This window comes from Lacrimispora sp. BS-2, from assembly GCF_040207125.1.
GTDB lineage: Bacteria > Bacillota > Clostridia > Lachnospirales > Lachnospiraceae > Lacrimispora.
The window spans coordinates 1273948-1291430 of the sequence record NZ_CP157940.1; the positions used below are offsets into that span (position 1 = coordinate 1273948).

Genomic DNA, 17483 nt, shown 5'->3' on the forward strand with positions numbered 1-17483 from the left:
GTTAAAAACAATGGAAAGTCTTGTGAACCGGGTAAAGGATGATATCGTAAGTGGTGTACGCCAAAAACGGAATCTTGTCTGGCTTGAATTAAATGGCTGCTCCGGAAATACCATCTCCCTTCTTAACGGCCAAAATCCGGATTTCCAGTATCTGCTGACTCAAATGACCAATTTTATATACAGCAACAGCCTGATGAATCAGGCAGGAAACAAGGCTATGGATCAGTTGTTTGATGTATTAGGCAGTGATTATATCCTGGCTGTGGAAGGAGCGGTCTCTTTAAAGGACAATGGTTCTTACCACATCATTGGCCGGTATGACGGCAGGGAGATTACAGGATATGAGGCAGTTAAAAGACTGGGAGAAAATGCGGCTCATGTGATTGCCGTGGGAGCCTGCGCTTCCCATGGAGGCGTGTCGGCGGCAAGACCAAATCCAACCCAGTGTGCGGGAATACAGGATGTCTTGCAGAAAAAGGTGATTAAATTAACGGGATGTCCTTGTCATCCGGACTGGTTTATGGGCACTTTGGCTTATCTGATATTATATGGGGAGCCTCCTCTTGACAGCAGGGACCGTCCCCTGATGTTTTACAGCATTACCATTCATGACAGATGCCCGAGAAGGTCTTATTTTGACAGCGGCATCTTTGCCACAAAGCTTGGGCAGGAGACCTGCATGTACATGATGGGCTGCAAGGGCCCGATTACCCAGATCGACTGTCCAATCCGCCAATGGAACGGGCATGTTAACTGGCCCATAGGTGATGATTCGCCCTGTATTGGCTGTGCCCAGTTTGGATTTCCTGATGCAATGGAGCCTTTTATTACTTATGACACCATGGGAGGGGAGTAAATATGGCGGATAGAATAACCATAAATCCTGTTACCCGTATCAGCGGTTTCATGGAAATTGATGCTGATATCGGAGAACAATCGGTGGTGGATGCGAAAATGAGAGGCTTGATGTTCCGGGGGTTTGAAAAAATGCTCCAGGGAAGAAGTCCTTTTGACGCCGTTTATTTTACGCAGCGTATCTGTGGAATCTGTTCGACCGCTCATTCCATAGCCTCTGCCCTTGCCCTGGAAGAAGCGTTGAATATTGTCCCCTCTGAACAGGGAAGGTATCTAAGAGATTTGCTTCATGCATGTGAGTTCCTGCAAAATCATTTAAGGCATTTTTATCAGTTTACCCTTCCGGACTTTGTAAAGCTTCCTGAGGATTATCCTCTGTTTAAGGCAGATCATAATGATTACAGGCTTCCAAAGGACATAAACGATAAAATGGTAAACGATTACTTTGAATCCCTTCAGTTCAGCCGGGATGCTCATCAGATGCTAGCCATACTGGGAGGAAAAGCTCCTCATAATCACGGAATATTCATCGGAGGGATCACGTCGCCGGTCTCGGCAGATAAGATTATCAGCATAAAATCCATTTTATATAACACAGGAAAGTTTATTGATGAAAAAATGTTGCCTGACGTATACGCAATCGGAACCTATTATCCGGAGTACTATCATATGGGCGGAGGCTACGGCAACTTATTGTCCTATGGGAGCTTTAACAATTATAAGAATTTAGGAACTCTCTATGTGGACCCTCTGGTTTATTCAAATGGCCAGACAGCCCCCTTTGATCCTGCTCTCATCACTCAGGAAGATGAATATGCATGGTTTAACGAAAATAATGAACCGGACAGAAATAAGCCCCAGGCATATTCCTGGATAAAAGCGCCGAGATACAATAATATTCCCTATGAGGTAGGGCCGTTAGCGAGACAGTGGCTCTCCGGCGAATACAAAAACGGGATCTCTGCCATGGACCGGACCATTGCAAGAGTGCTGGAAGCTAAGAAAATTGTGGAAATTATGCAGACTCTTATAGATAATCTGACTCCCGGAGTATCCATGCAGAAGGAATATACGATTCCTGTTCAGGCATCGGGAAAGGGACTGGTGGATACGACACGGGGGGCTCTTGGCCATTGGCTGTACATTGAAAACAGTGTAATAGCCTTTTACCAGATCATAACCCCGTCTGCGTGGAATCTGTCAACACAAACAAATGGGATGAAGGGAACAGGGGAACAGGCTCTGATCGGGTCGCCTGTAAAAGATGTAACGGCGCCTGTGGAAATCGGCAGGATCATACGGTCTTTTGATCCCTGCGTGTCCTGCGCCACTCATGTTTACTCAGACGGGAAGCATATGAATACAATTCAGGTTGTGTAAAGCTCTTCTATAAGAGCCTGTTTTTGATCATTGGGGCAGGGTAGCTGCTGGATATATTGAAGGACTGCCTGGCTATGCAGGATGGCGGATTTTTTTTCCAATTCTTTTCTGCCTTCTTCTGTTTTGGGATGATATACGATCATATTCATGACAAGGACCTGATATAGACTGTTATTATAATGTATGATGCCTCCCATGTCCCGTATGTTTGGGAATAAGAGGGCAAAATCAGGCGTCTGCCTTAATAAGGAGGAAGGTTTGGGTGGAACCCGGGAAAGAGCGGTTTGCGATTTATTCAAGAAAGTCAAAATTTACCGGAAAGGGAGAAAGCATCGGCAACCAGATCGAGCTGTGCAGGCAATACATTTCTGCACATTATGGAGGGTGTTTCGCTGACAGCGCCTGCGTATATGAGGATGAGGGGTTTTCCGGAGGAAACCTGGAGCGGCCTCAGTTTAAAGTCATGATGCAGGAGGCAAAAAAGAAGAAATTTACAGCGGTGGTATGCTACCGTCTTGACCGGATAAGCCGTAATATCGGTGATTTTGCAAATCTGATTGAAGAGCTTAATGAGCTTCATATTTCCTTTATCTCCATAAAAGAGCAATTTGACACCTCCTCCCCCATGGGGCGGGCCATGATGTACATTGCTTCTGTCTTTTCCCAGCTAGAGAGAGAAACAATAGCGGAACGAATCCGTGATAACATGCTTGAGCTTTCTAAAAGCGGAAGATGGCTGGGAGGAAATACACCTACGGGTTATACGTCGGAGAGCGTGTCTTCTGTGACCATAGACGGTAAGGTGAAAAAGGCTTTTAAGCTTAAGCTGATTCCGGAAGAAGCAAAGCTGGTCAAGCTGATTTACGAGAAATTCTTAGAAACCGGATCGCTGACCCAGACAGAAACCTATTTGCTCCAAAATGGTCACAGGACAAAATACGGCCGCCTGTTCAGCCGTTTTGCAATAAAGGGAATACTGACCAATCCGGTCTATATGATTGCAGATCAGGAAGCCTATGAATATTTGCGGAAAAAAAAGGTGGATCTGTTTGCAGAAAAAGAAGTTTTTGACGGAAGCCACGGAGTGATAGCATATAACCGCACTCTTCAAAGGGCAGGAAAAACCCACGAGATGAAAGATATGGAAGAGTGGATCGTGGCGGTCGGAAAGCATAAGGGAGTGGTTTCAGGTTCCATGTGGGTCAATGTTCAGCAGCTGTTGGACCAAAATAAGTCAAAAAATTACCGGAAGCCCCGCAGCAATGTGGCATTGCTGTCCGGAATTCTCTTTTGCGGCGGCTGCGGCGATTACATGCGGCCAAAGCTGTCCGGCCGGTACAATGACAAGGGAGAGCAGATCTATTCCTATTTATGCACCATGAAGGAAAAAAGCCGTATGAAATGCTGTGGGATGAAGAATGTAAATGGAAATATGCTGGATCAGATGGTACTGGAGGAAATCAAAAAAATATCTGAGGATACCGGTGAATTTCAAAAGCAGCTGTGCCGTAGCAAAAAAGAAGTGGAAGAGAGCAGGCAGGAAGTGGAATGGGATATATCCCGTTTAAAGGAGGAACTTAAGAATACCGAAGGAGAGATAGCCGGACTGGTGGCTTCCCTTGGAAAAGCCGGAGGTACCGGAGCGGAGGAATATATCATTCAGCAGATTGACGGACTCCATAAAAGAAAAGGGGAAATAGAGAGACGGCTGGGGGAACTTTCCCTTGACCCGGGAAATCAGAAGCTTTCCGGTCAGGAGCTTCAGCTGTTAAAGCAGACCCTGTCTTCCTTTCAGAATGTAATCGATCTTATGGATGTCCGGCAAAAGCGTGCGGCGGTCCGCACTTTTGTAGATAAGGTCATATGGGATGGGGAGAATGTCCATCTGTACTTATTTGGCTCAAAGGAGCCTGAATTGCCGGAGCCGCAAGGTGACTATAGCAAATGAAATCCTCATGCTTCTTCGTGCAAATAAGAAATATTCAAAAGAGGTTTCTCTATTTGAACCCATCGGCGTAGACAAGGATGGAGAGACTGTGAGTCTGGTAGATGTCATTGAAATGGAAAATAAGGAGACATTGGAAACCATTATTTTAAAACAGGATATTAAGGAGCTGTATGAGGCCTTTGACAGCTGCCTTAAGGAAAATGAAAAAACCATAATCAGAATGCGGTACGGGCTGCATGGAGGAAAGGAATATACGCAGCGGGAGATAGCGGATGTAATGGGAATATCCAGGTCCTACGTATCCCGGCTGGAAAAAAAAGCTTTGGAGCGGCTGAGAGACGAACTTAGAAAAAATAGTATCTAAGAATGAAATTATAAAAAATATGTAAAATGAATAAAATTTCATTGACTTTTTAGAAAAAAACTGGTATAGTTCAAATAAGGATATATTAAGTGGATTGTTACTGGAAAGCAGGCAAAACCAATTTTGATCATGGAAAATGGAATTCTTTTTTCGTGATTAAAGTTGGTTTTTTATTTTATAGGATGGGACATTGTATGAAAATTGACAAAATAATCAATAACAATATTGTCAGTGCTCTGGAGCCGGATGGAAAAGAAATTATAGTCATGGGCAGGGGGATCGGATTCGGCATGAAGCCGGGGAAGGAAATCCCGGAAGGCGCAGTTGAAAAGGTATTCCGTCTGGACAGCCAGAACAATGTTGACAAATTTAAAGAATTGCTGGTGAACCTTCCCCTTGAGCACATCCAGGTTTCTGCGGAAATCATAAATTACGCAAAAAGCGTATTAAACAGGACTCTTAATCAAAACATATACATAACGCTGACAGATCACATCAATTTTGCCATTCACCGATTTAAGCAGAAAATGAAATTCTCAAACCCTCTGCTTAATGAGATAAAGACCTTTTACAAAGAGGAGTACCTGATCGGTGAATATGCCATAGCATTAATTGACCGCAGGATAGGGATATCCCTTCCTGTTGATGAGGCAGGGTTCATTGCGTTTCATATCGTCAATGCGGAATTCAATACCGCCATGCGCGATACCATTGATATCACGAACCTGATTCAGAATACGGTAGGGATAGTGAAAGATTATTTTTCAATGGAGCCTGATGAAATGTCCTTAAACTATCAGCGGTTTGTTACCCATTTAAGATTTCTGGCACAAAGAATCGTTACAAAGGAGCTGTTGAACAGCGGAAATGGTGAATTTAACCATCTGATATCCCAGATGTATCCGGAGGAATACCGGTGCAGTTTAAAAATCAAGGATTATATAATGGAAACCTACCATCACGATGTAACGGAAGAAGAAACCGCATATCTGGCGGTTCACATCAAGAGAATGAGGCTGTAGAAGAAAGGAGAATCACTATATGTTTGATTCATTAAAGAAAATTTTCGGAGGAGGCGGTGAAAAAGAGAGAGAGAAGATTCTGGCCCCGGTTGAAGGAACGGTAGTACCCTTAAGCGAAGTGAATGATCCCACATTCAGCCAGGAGATACTTGGAAAGGGAGTTGCCATTGTTCCGGCAAAAGGAAGAGTTGTGGCTCCGGCCGACGGAATCCTGACAGTGGTATTTGAGACAAAGCATGCTGTCAGCATTACGACCCCGGAAGGTGCTGAGATTATTGTCCATGTAGGGCTTGATACGGTCAATTTAAAAGGGGAGCATTATACTGCATACAAAAAACAGGGAGACAAAGTGAAAGCAGGGGAGCTTCTTTTGGAATTTGATATGGAAGCCATAAAGGAAGCCGGATATGAAGTGATTACGCCGGTAATCGTTTGCAATACGCCGAATTATCCGGATATGGTATGCCATACAGGAATGCAGGTAAAGGAACTGGAACCAATCATTGAACTGTAGGTATCAAAATGAGGGAGTATTTGTATGAAATAAAAGATCCCCTGGGACTTCATGCAAGGCCGTCTTCCGTGATCTTCATGGAAGCCAGGAAGTATTCATGCAGCATTGAAGCCCAGTGGGAATCAGACAAAGCGGATTGTAAAAGCCTTTTGGCAATCATGGGGCTTGGAGCCAAAAGAGGCAGCATCATCCGGTTCCGGTTTGACGGAGAGGATGAGGATGCGGCCGTGACTGGGCTTCGCACCGTTTTGGAAGAAATGTGATCTGAGCCTGCCTGGCAGCAGGAATGGATAAAAAATGTCCGATAGGACAAAAAGAAAGGGGTTTCTTTATTATGATGAAGTATTTGCAAAAACTAGGTAAGTCCTTGATGCTTCCGGTGGCATGTTTGCCTGCGGCGGGCATCCTGATGGGGATCGGTTACTGGTTCGACCCCACCGGCTGGGGCGCAAACAGTGCTTTCGCTGCCTTTTTAATCAAGGCAGGGGGCGCCATCATTGATAACATGGCAATTCTGTTTGCTATCGGTATTGGCGTTGGTATGGCAGATGACCATGAGGGTACTGCAGCTCTGGCGGCCATTGTTTCCTGGCTGATGATTCAGACGATTCTTTCGCCTGGAGTGGTTGCCATGCTGAAAGGAATTGATGTAAGCGAAGTAAATCCTGCTTTTGGCAAGATTGGAAACCAGTTTATCGGTATCTTATCCGGTATCATCGGTTCCAGCTGCTATAACAGGTTTAAAAATACCAAGCTTCCGGATGCGCTGGCATTTTTCAGCGGCAAACGGTCTGTAGCAATTGTCACCGCTCTTGCCTCTTTGGTGGCCTGCCTTGTTTTATTCTTCATATGGCCGGTTGTATATTCCGGATTGGTTATATTTGGTAAAGGCATCCTGGGACTGGGCGCTATTGGAGCCGGTATCTATGGTTTCTTCAACCGTCTTCTGATTCCGGTAGGTCTCCATCACGCACTGAACTCCGTATTCTGGTTTGACGTTGCAGGGGTGAACGACCTTGGTAATTTCTGGTCAGGAAATGGTGTTCTGGGCCAGACAGGTCAGTACATGACAGGCTTTTTCCCGGTTATGATGTTCGGTCTTCCAGCCGCAGCTTTGGCTATGTATCATACCGCAAAGCCTGGTAAAAAGAAAAATGCATATGGTTTATTGCTTGCAGCAGCAGTATGTTCCTTCTTTACAGGCGTAACAGAGCCTCTGGAATTTGCTTTCATGTTCCTTGCTCCAGGCCTTTATTTGATCCATGCGCTTTTAACCGGTATTTCCTTAGCGATCTGCTCCCTGCTTCCCGTACGTGCAGGCTTTAACTTCAGTGCAGGTTTCGTTGACTGGGTCTTGAGCTTTAAGGCACCGATGGCTGTAAATCCACTGTTTATTATCCCGCTGGGTCTTGTTTATGCGGCTGTTTACTACGTGGTATTCCGCCTTGCAATCAAAATGTTTAACTTTAAGACTCCGGGACGGGAAGATGATGATCTGGATGAAAACACAGTTACTCTTTCCAATAACAACTATACCGCTGTAGCTGCCATCATTCTGGAAGGACTTGGCGGTAAGGATAATATCACCAGCATTGATAACTGCATTACAAGATTAAGACTGGAGATCAAGGATTATACTCTTGTAGATGAAAAGAAGATCAAATCCTCAGGTGTTGCCGGTATTATCAGGCCAGGCAAGACCAGCGTACAGGTTATTGTAGGACCTCAGGTACAGTTTGTTGCAGATGAATTTAAGAAGCTTTGCCAGTAATGAACAGGCAAAAAGCAGGGACAGATCATTGTCCCTGCTTTTTGTCCTTGAATGAGGCCTAAAAAATCCGGCTGCCTTTGGGGTCCCAAACAGGACTTGAATGAATATATTAAAATAAAAAGGTAAGATTCCGGGATATGCGTGATATATTAATTCTTGTGCTGGCACTTAGCACCGACACCTTTGTTGCCAGCATTGCTTATGGGGCAAACCGCCTGAAGATTTCCTGCGGAAAGGTTATTGCAGTGAATATGATCTGCAGCGGCTGTCTGGGGGCTGCTCTTATATTTGGAAGCGTGATCAGCGGATTGGTGCCGGAAGGTTTTGCAAAGGGGGCGGCATTTTCCTGCCTGTTTCTCCTGGGGGTGATAAAGCTTCTGGACTATACCATAAAAAAATATATTAACAGCCATGTGAATGTTCACAAGAATCTGACATTTTCTATTTCCGGTCTGAGTATCATCATAAATATTTACGGGAATCCTCTGGCTGCAGACTGGGATGATTCCAAGTCCCTGTCCTGGAAGGAAACCGTAATGTTTTCCCTGGCAATGTCTCTGGACAGTCTGATAGCCGGGGCTTTATCCGGATTTTTGATGATACCTCCGGGACTTACGACCCTTTGCGCCCTGGTTGTGGGGACTGCCGTCATGTATATCGGCCTGTTTCTGGGACATAAGCTTGCTGCGTTAAAGGGCTGGGATTTGTCCTGGCTCAGCGGCATACTGTTTTTGTTCCTTGCATTTGGAAAATTATGATGATCTGATTTAAAAATGGGGTACACTCTTTTAAATGGGTTGCACCCCATTTTTAAATGCGGTATAATCGTTATCAAAAAACAGGAGTAATCATTTATGCAGTTTACCATACCTCATTATTATAATAAATTCCGCTGTGTAGCCGGAGAGTGCCCGGATACCTGCTGTGCAGGCTGGGCCATCATGATCGATGATCTTACAAAAAGACGATACCAAATGCGAAAGGATGCTTTTGGCAGAAGGCTTAACCATTGGATTGACTGGAAAAATGGCTCCTTTAAGCAGTGCGGCGGCCGGTGCGCGTTTCTTAATAAGGACAATCTTTGCGATATCTATAAGGAGGCCGGCCCGGGAATGCTTTGCAAAACCTGCCGGGATTATCCAAGGCATATAGAAGAATTCGAGGGAGTCAGGGAAATCTCCTTATCTTTATCCTGTGAGGAAGCTGCAGGATTGATTCTTGGCTGTGAAGAACCTGTCCGATTTCTCACGAAAGAGGATGAAAGGGAGGAGTCCTATCCTGATTTTGACTTCCTTTTATTTACAAAGCTTATGGATGCAAGGGATCTGATTTTATCCTTCCTGCAGAACCGGGACTTGGACTGCCGGCTGCGCATTGCCATGGCACTGGGTTTTTCCCATGACATGCAAAGGAGGATCAATGAGGAAAAGCTGTATGAGCTGGATGAATTGATGAAACGGTATCAGGGGCTGTCCGGAGTTCAAATCGTGGAAAAGAAGATGGCTGTCCGCAGGATAGAAGACAGGATCCGTTATAAAAAGATAAAGAACTGGTTTTCTCTGTTTGGAAAGCTTGAAGTACTTAACGAGAGCTGGCCCCAATATATGGAAAATCTTAAAAGAATACTGTTTGACGCCGGTGCAGAAAGCTATGAGGAGAATAGAAAAGCCTTTCACCGGTATTTGATGGAAGAGGAGGGCCGTAAGCGCCAATGGGAGCAGTGGAGCGAACAGCTTATGGTGTACTTTATCTTTACCTATTTCTGCGGGGCTGTTTATGACGAACAGCCTTATGTAAAGGCAAAGCTTGCCGCAGTGAACACCCTTCTCATTCAGGAAATGGCTCAGGCAGTTTTTAAAAGGAATGAAGGCAGGCTGGATTTTAAGGAATTTGTACATCTGGCCCACCGGTTTTCCAGAGAGGTGGAGCATTCGGATGTGAATCTCAATACGCTGGAGGAAATATTCAGGACTGATAAACGCTTTGGTCTGGGAGAGATCCTTGGACTGCTATAGGAAATAGGGAGATAAAACGGAGATTGCCGAAGTGATTCAGGTTTTTATGGCCTGAGTCATTCCGGCAGTCTTTTTTATTTTGCTATTTTACCAGTTTTAATACTGGATCCTGTTCCTTTACGCCATCAAGGGCAAGAGACTGTACCTCCCGGTAGTTGGCCGTATTGGTGATGAGCACCGGCGTCACCACCGGATAGCCTTCTTCCTTAATCTTGTCAATATCAAATTCCACCAGCAAATCGCCGGCATTTACCTTGTCACCCACCTGGACATAAGTCTTATAATGTTTTCCTCCAAGCTGGACGGTATCCAGTCCTATGTGGATCAAAACCTCTGCTCCGTTTTCCGAAGTGACGGCAATGGCGTGTTTTGTATCAAATACAACAGAAACCGTTCCTTTTATAGGAGCTACGGCACGTCCTTTTGATGGTTCAATGGCAATTCCCTTTCCAAGCATTCCGGAAGAGAACACGCTGTCGCTTACAGATTCCAGAGGGATTGCGGTGCCTTCTATGGGAGAGCATACGATTTCTTCCAAAACTGCTTTTTCCTCAGCCGCTGCCTTTTCCTGTACTGTTTCCTTTTGGGCAGGAGAGCTGTCAGGTACGTGACCGGCTGCCTCATCTTCTTCATTGTGTCCTCCATCTAAAAGATAATCTTCCAGATTGGATTTAATGACAGTCACCCGGGGACCGTAGATTACCTGAATACCGTTTCCCTTTTTAACAACGCCGGCAGCGCCGCTTTGCTTCAGCAAGTCTTCCTGAACCTTACCAGGGTCATGTACTGTGATGCGCAGCCTGGTAGCGCAGCAATCCACATCACTGATATTGACGCTTCCTCCCAGTCCTTTCACAATAAGGGCTGAAGTTGCATCTTTTTCGGAACCGGAATCTTCCCCTTTGGATTCTTTGGAAGCATTGTAATCGGCTCTGGTGTAAAGCTTTGTTTCCTGGTCATCGTCTTCACGGCCAGGGGTCTTTAAATTTAATTTTGTGATCATGAACTTAAACAGGAAATAGTACACGATAAAGTAGACAATACCTACAAAAACAATGTTGATCCAGTTGGTTTTGGCATTTCCCTGTAATATTCCGAATAAGAACATATCAATAAAACCGCCTGAAAAGGTCATGCCTACGCCCACATTTAACATATGCATCAGCATGTAGGCTGCACCTGCAAAAACACAGTGGATTCCATAAAGGATCGGTGCAACGAAAAGAAAAGTGAATTCAATTGGCTCCGTAATGCCGGTCAGCATGGAAGTCAGTGCAGCTGACAGCAAAAGCCCGCCTACCAGCTTTCTTTTCTCCGGCTTTGCCGTATGATACATTGCAAGGGCAGCGCCTGGAAGGCCAAATATCATTAAGGGGAACTTGCCGGACATAAACCTGGTCGCGGACACACTGAAGTGACTGATTCCCTTTGTGCCTAATTCCGCAAAGAAAATATTCTGGGCGCCTTCCACCATTCGGCCTCCGACTTCTGCAGTTCCACCGACTGCTGTCTGCCAGAAAGGAAGATAGAACACATGGTGCAGGCCAAAGGGAATCAAGGCCCGTTCCATAATGCCGTATAACATGGTTCCGCCGTATCCGGAGCCTCTTACCAGATCCCCCACTGCATAGATTCCCTTCTGAACCGGAGGCCAGAGATAGAACATCAGGATACCTGCCAGCATATAGGTTACAGCAGAAATAATGGGCACAAACCGGGTTCCGCCGAAAAAGGACAGGACCTGGGGCAGTTGTATCTTATAGTAGCGGTTATGCAGGGCAGCCACACCAAGGCCCACGATAATACCTCCGAATACACCCATTTGCAATGAGTTGATTCCAAGAACAGATGCCGTTGATCCAGGCAGCATGTTTTCGGAACCGCCGCGTATGGTGATCATGGCTCCAATGGAAGCGTGCATGATAAAAAAGGCAATAGCACCTGCCAGTGCGGCTACTTCCTTTTCTTTTTTAGCCATTCCAATGGCTACTCCGATTGCAAATATTAAAGGCAGGTTTCCGAATACAATATCCCCTGCGGCTTTTAATACCGTAAGAAAAGCATAAATAAAAGTTCCCTGACCCATGACCTTGGTCAAATCATAGGTTTCCAGCATGGTCTCATTTGTAAAGGAACCGCCTATCCCTAAAAACAACCCTGCCACCGGCAAAATTGCAATGGGCAGCATAAATGATCTTCCAACACGCTGTAAAACACCAAATATCTTATCTTTCATACGCATCCCTCCATCTTCAATGTATTTAATAAAAAAAATCTCCGCATAAGGCAGATATGATCAGCCGGCTTATCTTTTTAGTGGGATAAGGCCATTGATCCAAAATCCCGGAAAGCAAAAGAGAGGGGATTTCTCATATCTATTATACACCCAAAATCTGTCCTTTTAAACAGATAATTTCATGTTTTTAACTAAGATATCAAAAAAGTCTTTGACTGCTTACAGGAAATTCGAGAAAACAGAAGCAAATAAAACAGTACAGAGCCCGGAAGTTGCAATGGCCAGGCTGCTCATGGCCCCTTCGATTTCTCCCATTTCTATGGCTTTTGTGGTCCCGACGGCATGGGAAGCAGCACCAATGGCAATGCCCTTGGCAATGGGTTCCGTGATTTTAAATACCCTGCATACGGCCTCCGCAATGATGCTTCCCTGGATGCCTGTGATAATGATGCTGGCAACCGTAATGGTCACATATCCTCTCATTTCCTCTGAAATGCCCATCGCAATGGCGGTTGTAATGGATTTTGGCAAAAAAGTCACGTACTCTTGGTGATTTAAACCAAAGATCAGGGCCAGCAGCAATACGCTGCTCATTGTGGTGAGAACTCCGGTCAGTGTTCCGGCTATGATGGCCTTAGAGTGTTTCTTAAGAAGTTCCAGCTGGCGGTAAAGGGGAACTGCAAGGCAAATGGTGGCCGGAGTGAGAAGATAGCTGATGTATTTGGCGCTTTTGTTGTAAACCTCATAATCAATGTGAAATGCGGATAAAAATGCCATAACAACACAAATGGAGATTAAAAGGGGATTGAAGACAGCCCATTTGAACCTTTTCTTCAAACGAAGTCCCACTTCATAGCCTAAAAGGCTTAGAACCGCGCCAAAAAACAAAAAATCACTTACTGTATTACTCATCTTTTTCTGCCTTTCTATTGCTGTCGTTTTCGATGAAAAACTGGGTTACTTTTCCGGTGATCACCATGACGATGACTGTGGAAACCAGGGTAATGACCAGAAAAGGGATCAAAATAGGCCGAAGGACTCCCCAGGAATCCAAAAGTCCGACGGCCGCCGGAATAAACATCAATGGCATAATGTCTATCAGAAATGTGCTGGCCTCCTCAACCGCCTCCAATGGAATCCATCTTTTCCTTAATCCGATCAGCATGATCAACAGGCCATAGATACTTGCGGGCACCGGAAGGGGAACAAGCAGATGGATAATTTCTCCCGCCAGAGATATAAAAAGAATAATGCTAAATTGTCTGATGTATTTCATTACAAGGCCTCCTACGTTTCCTTCCTGAATTTCAACTATGGTATATCCTAAACTTAAATACATGGCTTGTCAAATGTTTTTATTGCCATAATTTATTTTTTATTGGCAAATTTAACGTTGCAAGGTATAATAAGAGCATGAATAGAAAAGGAGCAAAAAAGCATAATGCCTGGCATAGAATTTGATATTTTATATTTTTTACAATCAATACATACTCCCTGGCTGGATGTGTTTATGAAGCAAATAACCGGTCTGGGAGATCACGGGATTTTCTGGATACTCACCGGTGTTATTCTACTGTGTTTTAAAAAGACAAGAGTCATGGGTCTTTGTGTTATTTTATCCCTGGCAGCCGGCTTATTGGTGGGAAATGCATTCTTAAAGAACATGATTGCCAGAGAAAGGCCCTGTTGGATCGATAACAGCATCCCCCTATTAATTAACAATCCCAGAGATTATTCCTTCCCCTCCGGGCATACCCTGGCTTCCTTTGAAGGAGCGGTAAGCATCTGGCTTTATAACCGGAAATGGGGAACTGCAGCTCTGGTTCTGGCGGCACTCATCGGTTTTTCCAGAATGTACTTATTTGTCCATTTTCCCACTGATGTACTGGGAGGGCTGGTACTTGGCGTCCTGATCGCTGTTTTGGTCCACTTCTTGGTAGAGAGAAAAATTTCTGAAAAAAATACTTGCTTTCCAGGGAATCTATGATATACTGATTGCGTTACAAATACAATATTATAAGTCGCAGAGTAGACCCGTGTGCGTTAAGTGCCGGCTGAACAGGGAGTTGTCAGCCGGACGAAAAGATTTTCTTGCGGTACGCCGGTCGCATCCCGCTGCATCAGAAGATAGCCATATTATCTCCGGTTGTAGTTTGAGGTCTGCAAAGGAGGTATTTTTTATGAAAAAATTCGTCACTTTGTTCACCGATTCTTACAGAGAGCTGAAGTCTGTAAGGACCATTACCACCTCAGCCATGTTTGGCGCAGTAGCAATTGTTTTGGGTATGTTTTCCATTAACATGGGAAATTACATCCGGATCGGTTTTTCTTCCATTCCCAACGGAATCGTTTCATATCTGTTTGGTCCGGTAGTAGGAGGCCTGTTTTCCGGAAGCCTGGATGTGCTTAAATATTTATTAAAGCCTACAGGCGCATTTTTTCCGGGACTGACTCTGGTAACCGTTTTGGCAGGTATCATGTATGGCTGCATGTATTACAGAAAGCCTGTCACCTTAAGAAGGGTTCTGGTTTCCAAGCTTCTGGTCATGCTGGTCTGCAACGTGATTCTCAATACTATGTGTCTTTCTATTCTGTACGGAAAGGGCTTTATGGTGCTTCTTCCTGCAAGGGCACTGAAAAACCTGGTCATGTGGCCAATTGACTCCATGATTTTTTATACCATGGCAAAAGCGCTGGATACCATGGGGGTCTTTAGAACAATCCGTAAGACCCAGACTGCGGGAATAAAATAAAAATTAAGGCCTGTGGCGTCAATAATGACCGCACAGGCCTTTTTTAATGAAATTCTCAGACAGTACCTTTCTTTCATAATCGGAAGGAAGGGGTATAAAGCAGCCATTTTTATGGAAACTTGCGTTGCAAGTTCCGGTAAGCTATATTATAATCTTAAGTGTTTGCATGATATGGCAATGCCGGATCAGAATAATCAGATTAAGAAGGAATGATGGAAAAATGGAAAAAAAGATAAAGGCCATTTTTTTTGATATTGATGGTACGCTTCGGGATTTTCAGACAAAACGGATTCCTGACAGCGCAAAAGAGGCACTTATGGAAGCCAGAAGGGCAGGAATCCTTCTGTTTATTGCAACGGGGCGCCATAAGCTTGAAATGGAACAGGAAGACCTTCTGGAGGGGATCCTCTTTGACGGCTATGTGACGTTAAACGGCCAGTATTGTTATTGCGGGGACAGGATCATTTATGATCTGCCCATAAATCCTGACGAAGTGGAACGGACCTTGGCGTTTTTGGAGGAGGAGCCATTTCCCTGTATGTTTATGGAAGGGGACCGGATGTACATCAATATGGTGAATCATGCGGTGGAAAAGGTCCAGATGGATATCGGAACCAGGCTTCCTCCGGTTTTAAATGTGGAACGGGCCAGAAACCAGCGTATTTACCAGATAATACCTTACGTATCATACGACATGGAACAGAAGCTAAAGAACCATCTTTGCGGCTGCGAATTCATACGGTGGCACGACGAGATGGGCTGTGATGTGGTTCCTGCAGGCGGAAGCAAGTGGAACGGGATTATGAAGATGGCAGAGCATTACGGTTTTTCTGCCCATGAGATGGCTGCCGTTGGTGACGGCAATAACGATATTTCCATGATATCCGGTGCAGGTCTGGGAATTGCGATGGGAAATGCCTCTGATGAGGTAAAGGGCGCTGCCGGATACATTACGGATTCGATAGAAACAGACGGCCTAAAAAAGGCTGTCTTCCATATATTAGACTATAATTCATTAGGAGGAATGACCAATGAGTGAAGCAAATTGTACTCATAATTGTAATACCTGTCAGGAGAATTGTGGCAGCCGGGAGGAACAGGTAAGCTTTTTAGAGCCACTTAACCCTGCCAGTACAGTAAAAAAGGTAATCGGCGTTGTAAGCGGAAAGGGCGGTGTAGGCAAGTCCCTGGTAACTTCCATGATGGCGGTAGGCATGAACGGGAAAGGCTATAAAACGGCCATTCTGGATGCGGACATCACCGGCCCCTCCATCCCAAAGGCATTTGGCCTTTCGGATTATGGTGTGGGCATGATGCCCAATGGCCTTATGATCCCTGCAACCACTGCAACGGGAATTGAAGTGATGTCGGCGAACCTGATTCTGGATCATGAGACGGATCCGGTCATCTGGAGAGGTCCTGTCATTGCGGGCGCAGTCAAGCAGTTCTGGCAGGAAGCCCTTTGGGATGGCATTGACTACATGTTCGTGGACATGCCTCCGGGAACCGGAGATGTGCCCTTAACCGTGTTCCAGTCCCTTCCTGTGGACGGAATTATCATTGTGACCTCTCCTCAGGAGCTGGTTACCATGATTGTTGAAAAAGCGGTAAATATGGCGAAAAAGATGAATATACCCATTCTTGGACTGGTTGAGAATATGAGTTACTTAATTTGCCCGGATTGCGGCAAGAAGATTTCTGTGTTTGGAGAAAGCCGCGTTGATGAAGCGGCAAAAGCCAATGGACTTACCGTTCTGGCTAAAATCCCCATTGATCCCCGGATCGCTGCCGCAGTGGATGGCGGTACGGTCGAGTATTTAGAGGCAGCCTGGCTTGAAGGGGCAGTTTCAGCAGCAGAAAAAGCTTAAGGTAATATACGTTATGATACGTTACGAGGGATAAGAATGAATATTAATATGAACCCCAATAGTGAATTGAACCAGTCCATTGTGAATGTTCCCAATCTGGTTCAGGTTCCAGACCCGCTTTTAAAGCAGGCATACCAGTTTCAGGAAGCTATGATGATGTATACCTGTGCCATTCGGGAGATCAAGACAAAGCTGGAGGTTTTAAATGACGAGCTGTCAGTAAGAAACTCCAGAAACCCCATTGAAATGGTTAAATCCAGAGTAAAAAAGCCCATAAGCATTGTGGAAAAACTGCAGCGCAGAGGGCTGCCGGTTTCCCTGGAATCCATGATGGACAATCTGGATGATGTGGCAGGAATCCGCGTAATCTGCTCCTTCCTTGATGATATTTATGCGGTGGCAGATATGCTGGCCCGCCAGGATGATGTGCATATCATTGCCATAAAGGATTATATCTGCCATCCCAAAAAAAACGGGTACCGCAGCTACCATATGATCGTAGAGATCCCCGTATTCTTTTCCGACCAGAAAAAATGGATGAGGGCAGAGGTCCAGATCCGCACCATTGCAATGGATTTCTGGGCCAGCCTGGATCACCAATTGAAATATAAAAAAGAAGTGGAAGAATATTCCCAGGAAATCAGTACAGAACTGCGGGAATGCGCGGATGTGATCGCACAGACCGATGAAAGGATGCTTAATATCAGAAAGAGGATTGAGGATCATGGAGTTACAATTTCCAAATAAATAATTGAAG

The 17483-nt window shown here is 45.0% G+C and carries 18 protein-coding genes, 1 pseudogene and 1 riboswitch; of the genes and pseudogenes, 15 read left to right on the top strand and 4 right to left on the bottom strand.

Annotated elements, in window-relative coordinates; translation table 11 throughout:
- Nucleotides 1-10: 10 nt before the first annotated feature.
- Complete coding sequence (locus ABFV83_RS06065) at nt 11-856, top strand: hydrogenase small subunit (protein WP_349948023.1); 846 nt, start codon at nt 11-13, stop codon at nt 854-856.
- 2 nt (nt 857-858) lie between these two features.
- On the top strand, nt 859-2235 hold the full coding sequence (locus tag ABFV83_RS06070) for a nickel-dependent hydrogenase large subunit (protein WP_349948024.1): 1377 nt from the start codon (nt 859-861) through the stop codon (nt 2233-2235).
- Here the strand turns inward: ABFV83_RS06070 and ABFV83_RS06075 are convergent.
- A complete protein-coding gene (locus ABFV83_RS06075) occupies nt 2223-2384 on the bottom strand; it encodes a hypothetical protein (protein WP_349948025.1) in 162 nt (53 codons plus the stop codon). The two genes, ABFV83_RS06070 and ABFV83_RS06075, sit on opposite strands and share 13 nt — an antisense overlap.
- Before the next feature lie 113 nt (nt 2385-2497).
- On the opposite strand from ABFV83_RS06075, the gene ABFV83_RS06080 reads away from it, so the two are divergent.
- The 8 genes and pseudogenes from ABFV83_RS06080 to fliB all read left to right on the top strand — a co-directional run bounded on the left by ABFV83_RS06080 (nt 2498) and on the right by fliB (nt 9869).
- Nucleotides 2498-4183: a recombinase family protein gene (locus ABFV83_RS06080; protein WP_349948026.1), complete on the top strand. Its 1686-nt coding sequence runs from the start codon at nt 2498-2500 to the stop codon at nt 4181-4183.
- Nucleotides 4179-4547, top strand: a pseudogene (locus tag ABFV83_RS06085) (sigma-70 family RNA polymerase sigma factor); the annotation flags it as partial. The gene ABFV83_RS06080 and the pseudogene ABFV83_RS06085, both read left to right, overlap by 5 nt.
- A gap of 194 nt (nt 4548-4741) precedes the next feature.
- Nucleotides 4742-5569, top strand: a complete 828-nt coding sequence (licT, locus tag ABFV83_RS06090) for a BglG family transcription antiterminator LicT (RefSeq protein WP_054737845.1) — start codon at nt 4742-4744, stop codon at nt 5567-5569.
- Between the two features lie 19 nt (nt 5570-5588).
- Nucleotides 5589-6083 (top strand): PTS glucose transporter subunit IIA, encoded by a 495-nt coding sequence (locus ABFV83_RS06095; protein ID WP_349948027.1) that lies wholly within the window; start codon nt 5589-5591, stop codon nt 6081-6083.
- Between the two features lie 20 nt (nt 6084-6103).
- Complete coding sequence (locus ABFV83_RS06100; RefSeq protein ID WP_349948028.1) at nt 6104-6346, top strand: HPr family phosphocarrier protein; 243 nt, start codon at nt 6104-6106, stop codon at nt 6344-6346.
- A gap of 71 nt (nt 6347-6417) precedes the next feature.
- The gene (gene nagE, locus ABFV83_RS06105; protein ID WP_349948029.1) at nt 6418-7854 is read left to right on the top strand and encodes an N-acetylglucosamine-specific PTS transporter subunit IIBC; all 1437 of its coding nucleotides are present in this window, start codon (nt 6418-6420) and stop codon (nt 7852-7854) included.
- A gap of 137 nt (nt 7855-7991) precedes the next feature.
- A complete protein-coding gene (locus tag ABFV83_RS06110; RefSeq protein WP_349948030.1) occupies nt 7992-8612 on the top strand; it encodes a manganese efflux pump in 621 nt (206 codons plus the stop codon).
- Between the two features lie 96 nt (nt 8613-8708).
- The gene (fliB, locus tag ABFV83_RS06115; RefSeq protein WP_349948031.1) at nt 8709-9869 is read left to right on the top strand and encodes a flagellin lysine-N-methylase; all 1161 of its coding nucleotides are present in this window, start codon (nt 8709-8711) and stop codon (nt 9867-9869) included.
- A gap of 82 nt (nt 9870-9951) precedes the next feature.
- Here fliB and ABFV83_RS06120 read toward each other — a convergent pair whose 3' ends face one another.
- From ABFV83_RS06120 to ABFV83_RS06130, 3 genes are all read right to left on the bottom strand, one after another.
- Nucleotides 9952-12105, bottom strand: coding sequence for a glucose PTS transporter subunit IIA (locus ABFV83_RS06120; RefSeq protein ID WP_349948032.1), 2154 nt, complete (start codon nt 12103-12105; stop codon nt 9952-9954).
- Between the two features lie 219 nt (nt 12106-12324).
- Nucleotides 12325-13017 carry an LrgB family protein gene (locus ABFV83_RS06125; RefSeq protein ID WP_349948033.1) on the bottom strand — a complete coding sequence of 231 codons (693 nt, stop codon included), beginning with the start codon at nt 13015-13017 and terminating at the stop codon, nt 12325-12327.
- Nucleotides 13010-13381 carry a CidA/LrgA family protein gene (locus ABFV83_RS06130; RefSeq protein ID WP_349948034.1) on the bottom strand — a complete coding sequence of 124 codons (372 nt, stop codon included), beginning with the start codon at nt 13379-13381 and terminating at the stop codon, nt 13010-13012. The genes ABFV83_RS06125 and ABFV83_RS06130 overlap by 8 nt, the downstream gene beginning before the upstream one ends.
- A gap of 165 nt (nt 13382-13546) precedes the next feature.
- On the opposite strand from ABFV83_RS06130, the gene ABFV83_RS06135 reads away from it, so the two are divergent.
- From ABFV83_RS06135 to ABFV83_RS06155, 5 genes are all read left to right on the top strand, one after another.
- A complete protein-coding gene (locus tag ABFV83_RS06135) occupies nt 13547-14092 on the top strand; it encodes a phosphatase PAP2 family protein (RefSeq protein ID WP_349948035.1) in 546 nt (181 codons plus the stop codon).
- A gap of 35 nt (nt 14093-14127) precedes the next feature.
- Nucleotides 14128-14225, top strand: a riboswitch (THF riboswitch).
- 60 nt (nt 14226-14285) lie between these two features.
- Nucleotides 14286-14858, top strand: a complete 573-nt coding sequence (locus tag ABFV83_RS06140) for a folate family ECF transporter S component (RefSeq protein WP_349948036.1) — start codon at nt 14286-14288, stop codon at nt 14856-14858.
- A gap of 220 nt (nt 14859-15078) precedes the next feature.
- Nucleotides 15079-15897 (top strand): Cof-type HAD-IIB family hydrolase, encoded by an 819-nt coding sequence (locus ABFV83_RS06145; RefSeq protein WP_349948037.1) that lies wholly within the window; start codon nt 15079-15081, stop codon nt 15895-15897.
- Nucleotides 15890-16726: an Mrp/NBP35 family ATP-binding protein gene (locus ABFV83_RS06150; RefSeq protein WP_349948038.1), complete on the top strand. Its 837-nt coding sequence runs from the start codon at nt 15890-15892 to the stop codon at nt 16724-16726. The genes ABFV83_RS06145 and ABFV83_RS06150 overlap by 8 nt, the downstream gene beginning before the upstream one ends.
- Nucleotides 16727-16762: 36 nt before the next feature.
- Nucleotides 16763-17473: a GTP pyrophosphokinase family protein gene (locus ABFV83_RS06155; protein ID WP_349948039.1), complete on the top strand. Its 711-nt coding sequence runs from the start codon at nt 16763-16765 to the stop codon at nt 17471-17473.
- Nucleotides 17474-17483 lie beyond the last annotated feature (10 nt).

Bases quoted from the DNA above. Each gene is read 5' to 3' on its own strand.
- ABFV83_RS06095 (WP_349948027.1), top strand. From the start codon at position 5,589: ATGTTTGATTCATTAAAGAAAATTTTCGGAGGAGGCGGTGAAAAAGAG.
- ABFV83_RS06070 (WP_349948024.1), top strand. From the start codon at position 859: ATGGCGGATAGAATAACCATAAATCCTGTTACCCGTATCAGCGGTTTC.
- nagE (WP_349948029.1), top strand. From the start codon at position 6,418: ATGATGAAGTATTTGCAAAAACTAGGTAAGTCCTTGATGCTTCCGGTG.
- ABFV83_RS06125 (WP_349948033.1), bottom strand. From the start codon at position 13,017: ATGAGTAATACAGTAAGTGATTTTTTGTTTTTTGGCGCGGTTCTAAGC.
- ABFV83_RS06150 (WP_349948038.1), top strand. From the start codon at position 15,890: ATGAGTGAAGCAAATTGTACTCATAATTGTAATACCTGTCAGGAGAAT.
- ABFV83_RS06135 (WP_349948035.1), top strand. From the start codon at position 13,547: ATGCCTGGCATAGAATTTGATATTTTATATTTTTTACAATCAATACAT.
- licT (WP_054737845.1), top strand. From the start codon at position 4,742: ATGAAAATTGACAAAATAATCAATAACAATATTGTCAGTGCTCTGGAG.
- ABFV83_RS06145 (WP_349948037.1), top strand. From the start codon at position 15,079: ATGGAAAAAAAGATAAAGGCCATTTTTTTTGATATTGATGGTACGCTT.
- ABFV83_RS06065 (WP_349948023.1), top strand. From the start codon at position 11: ATGGAAAGTCTTGTGAACCGGGTAAAGGATGATATCGTAAGTGGTGTA.
- ABFV83_RS06110 (WP_349948030.1), top strand. From the start codon at position 7,992: ATGCGTGATATATTAATTCTTGTGCTGGCACTTAGCACCGACACCTTT.
- ABFV83_RS06140 (WP_349948036.1), top strand. From the start codon at position 14,286: ATGAAAAAATTCGTCACTTTGTTCACCGATTCTTACAGAGAGCTGAAG.
- ABFV83_RS06130 (WP_349948034.1), bottom strand. From the start codon at position 13,381: ATGAAATACATCAGACAATTTAGCATTATTCTTTTTATATCTCTGGCG.
- ABFV83_RS06155 (WP_349948039.1), top strand. From the start codon at position 16,763: ATGAATATTAATATGAACCCCAATAGTGAATTGAACCAGTCCATTGTG.
- fliB (WP_349948031.1), top strand. From the start codon at position 8,709: ATGCAGTTTACCATACCTCATTATTATAATAAATTCCGCTGTGTAGCC.
- ABFV83_RS06120 (WP_349948032.1), bottom strand. From the start codon at position 12,105: ATGAAAGATAAGATATTTGGTGTTTTACAGCGTGTTGGAAGATCATTT.
- ABFV83_RS06075 (WP_349948025.1), bottom strand. From the start codon at position 2,384: ATGAATATGATCGTATATCATCCCAAAACAGAAGAAGGCAGAAAAGAA.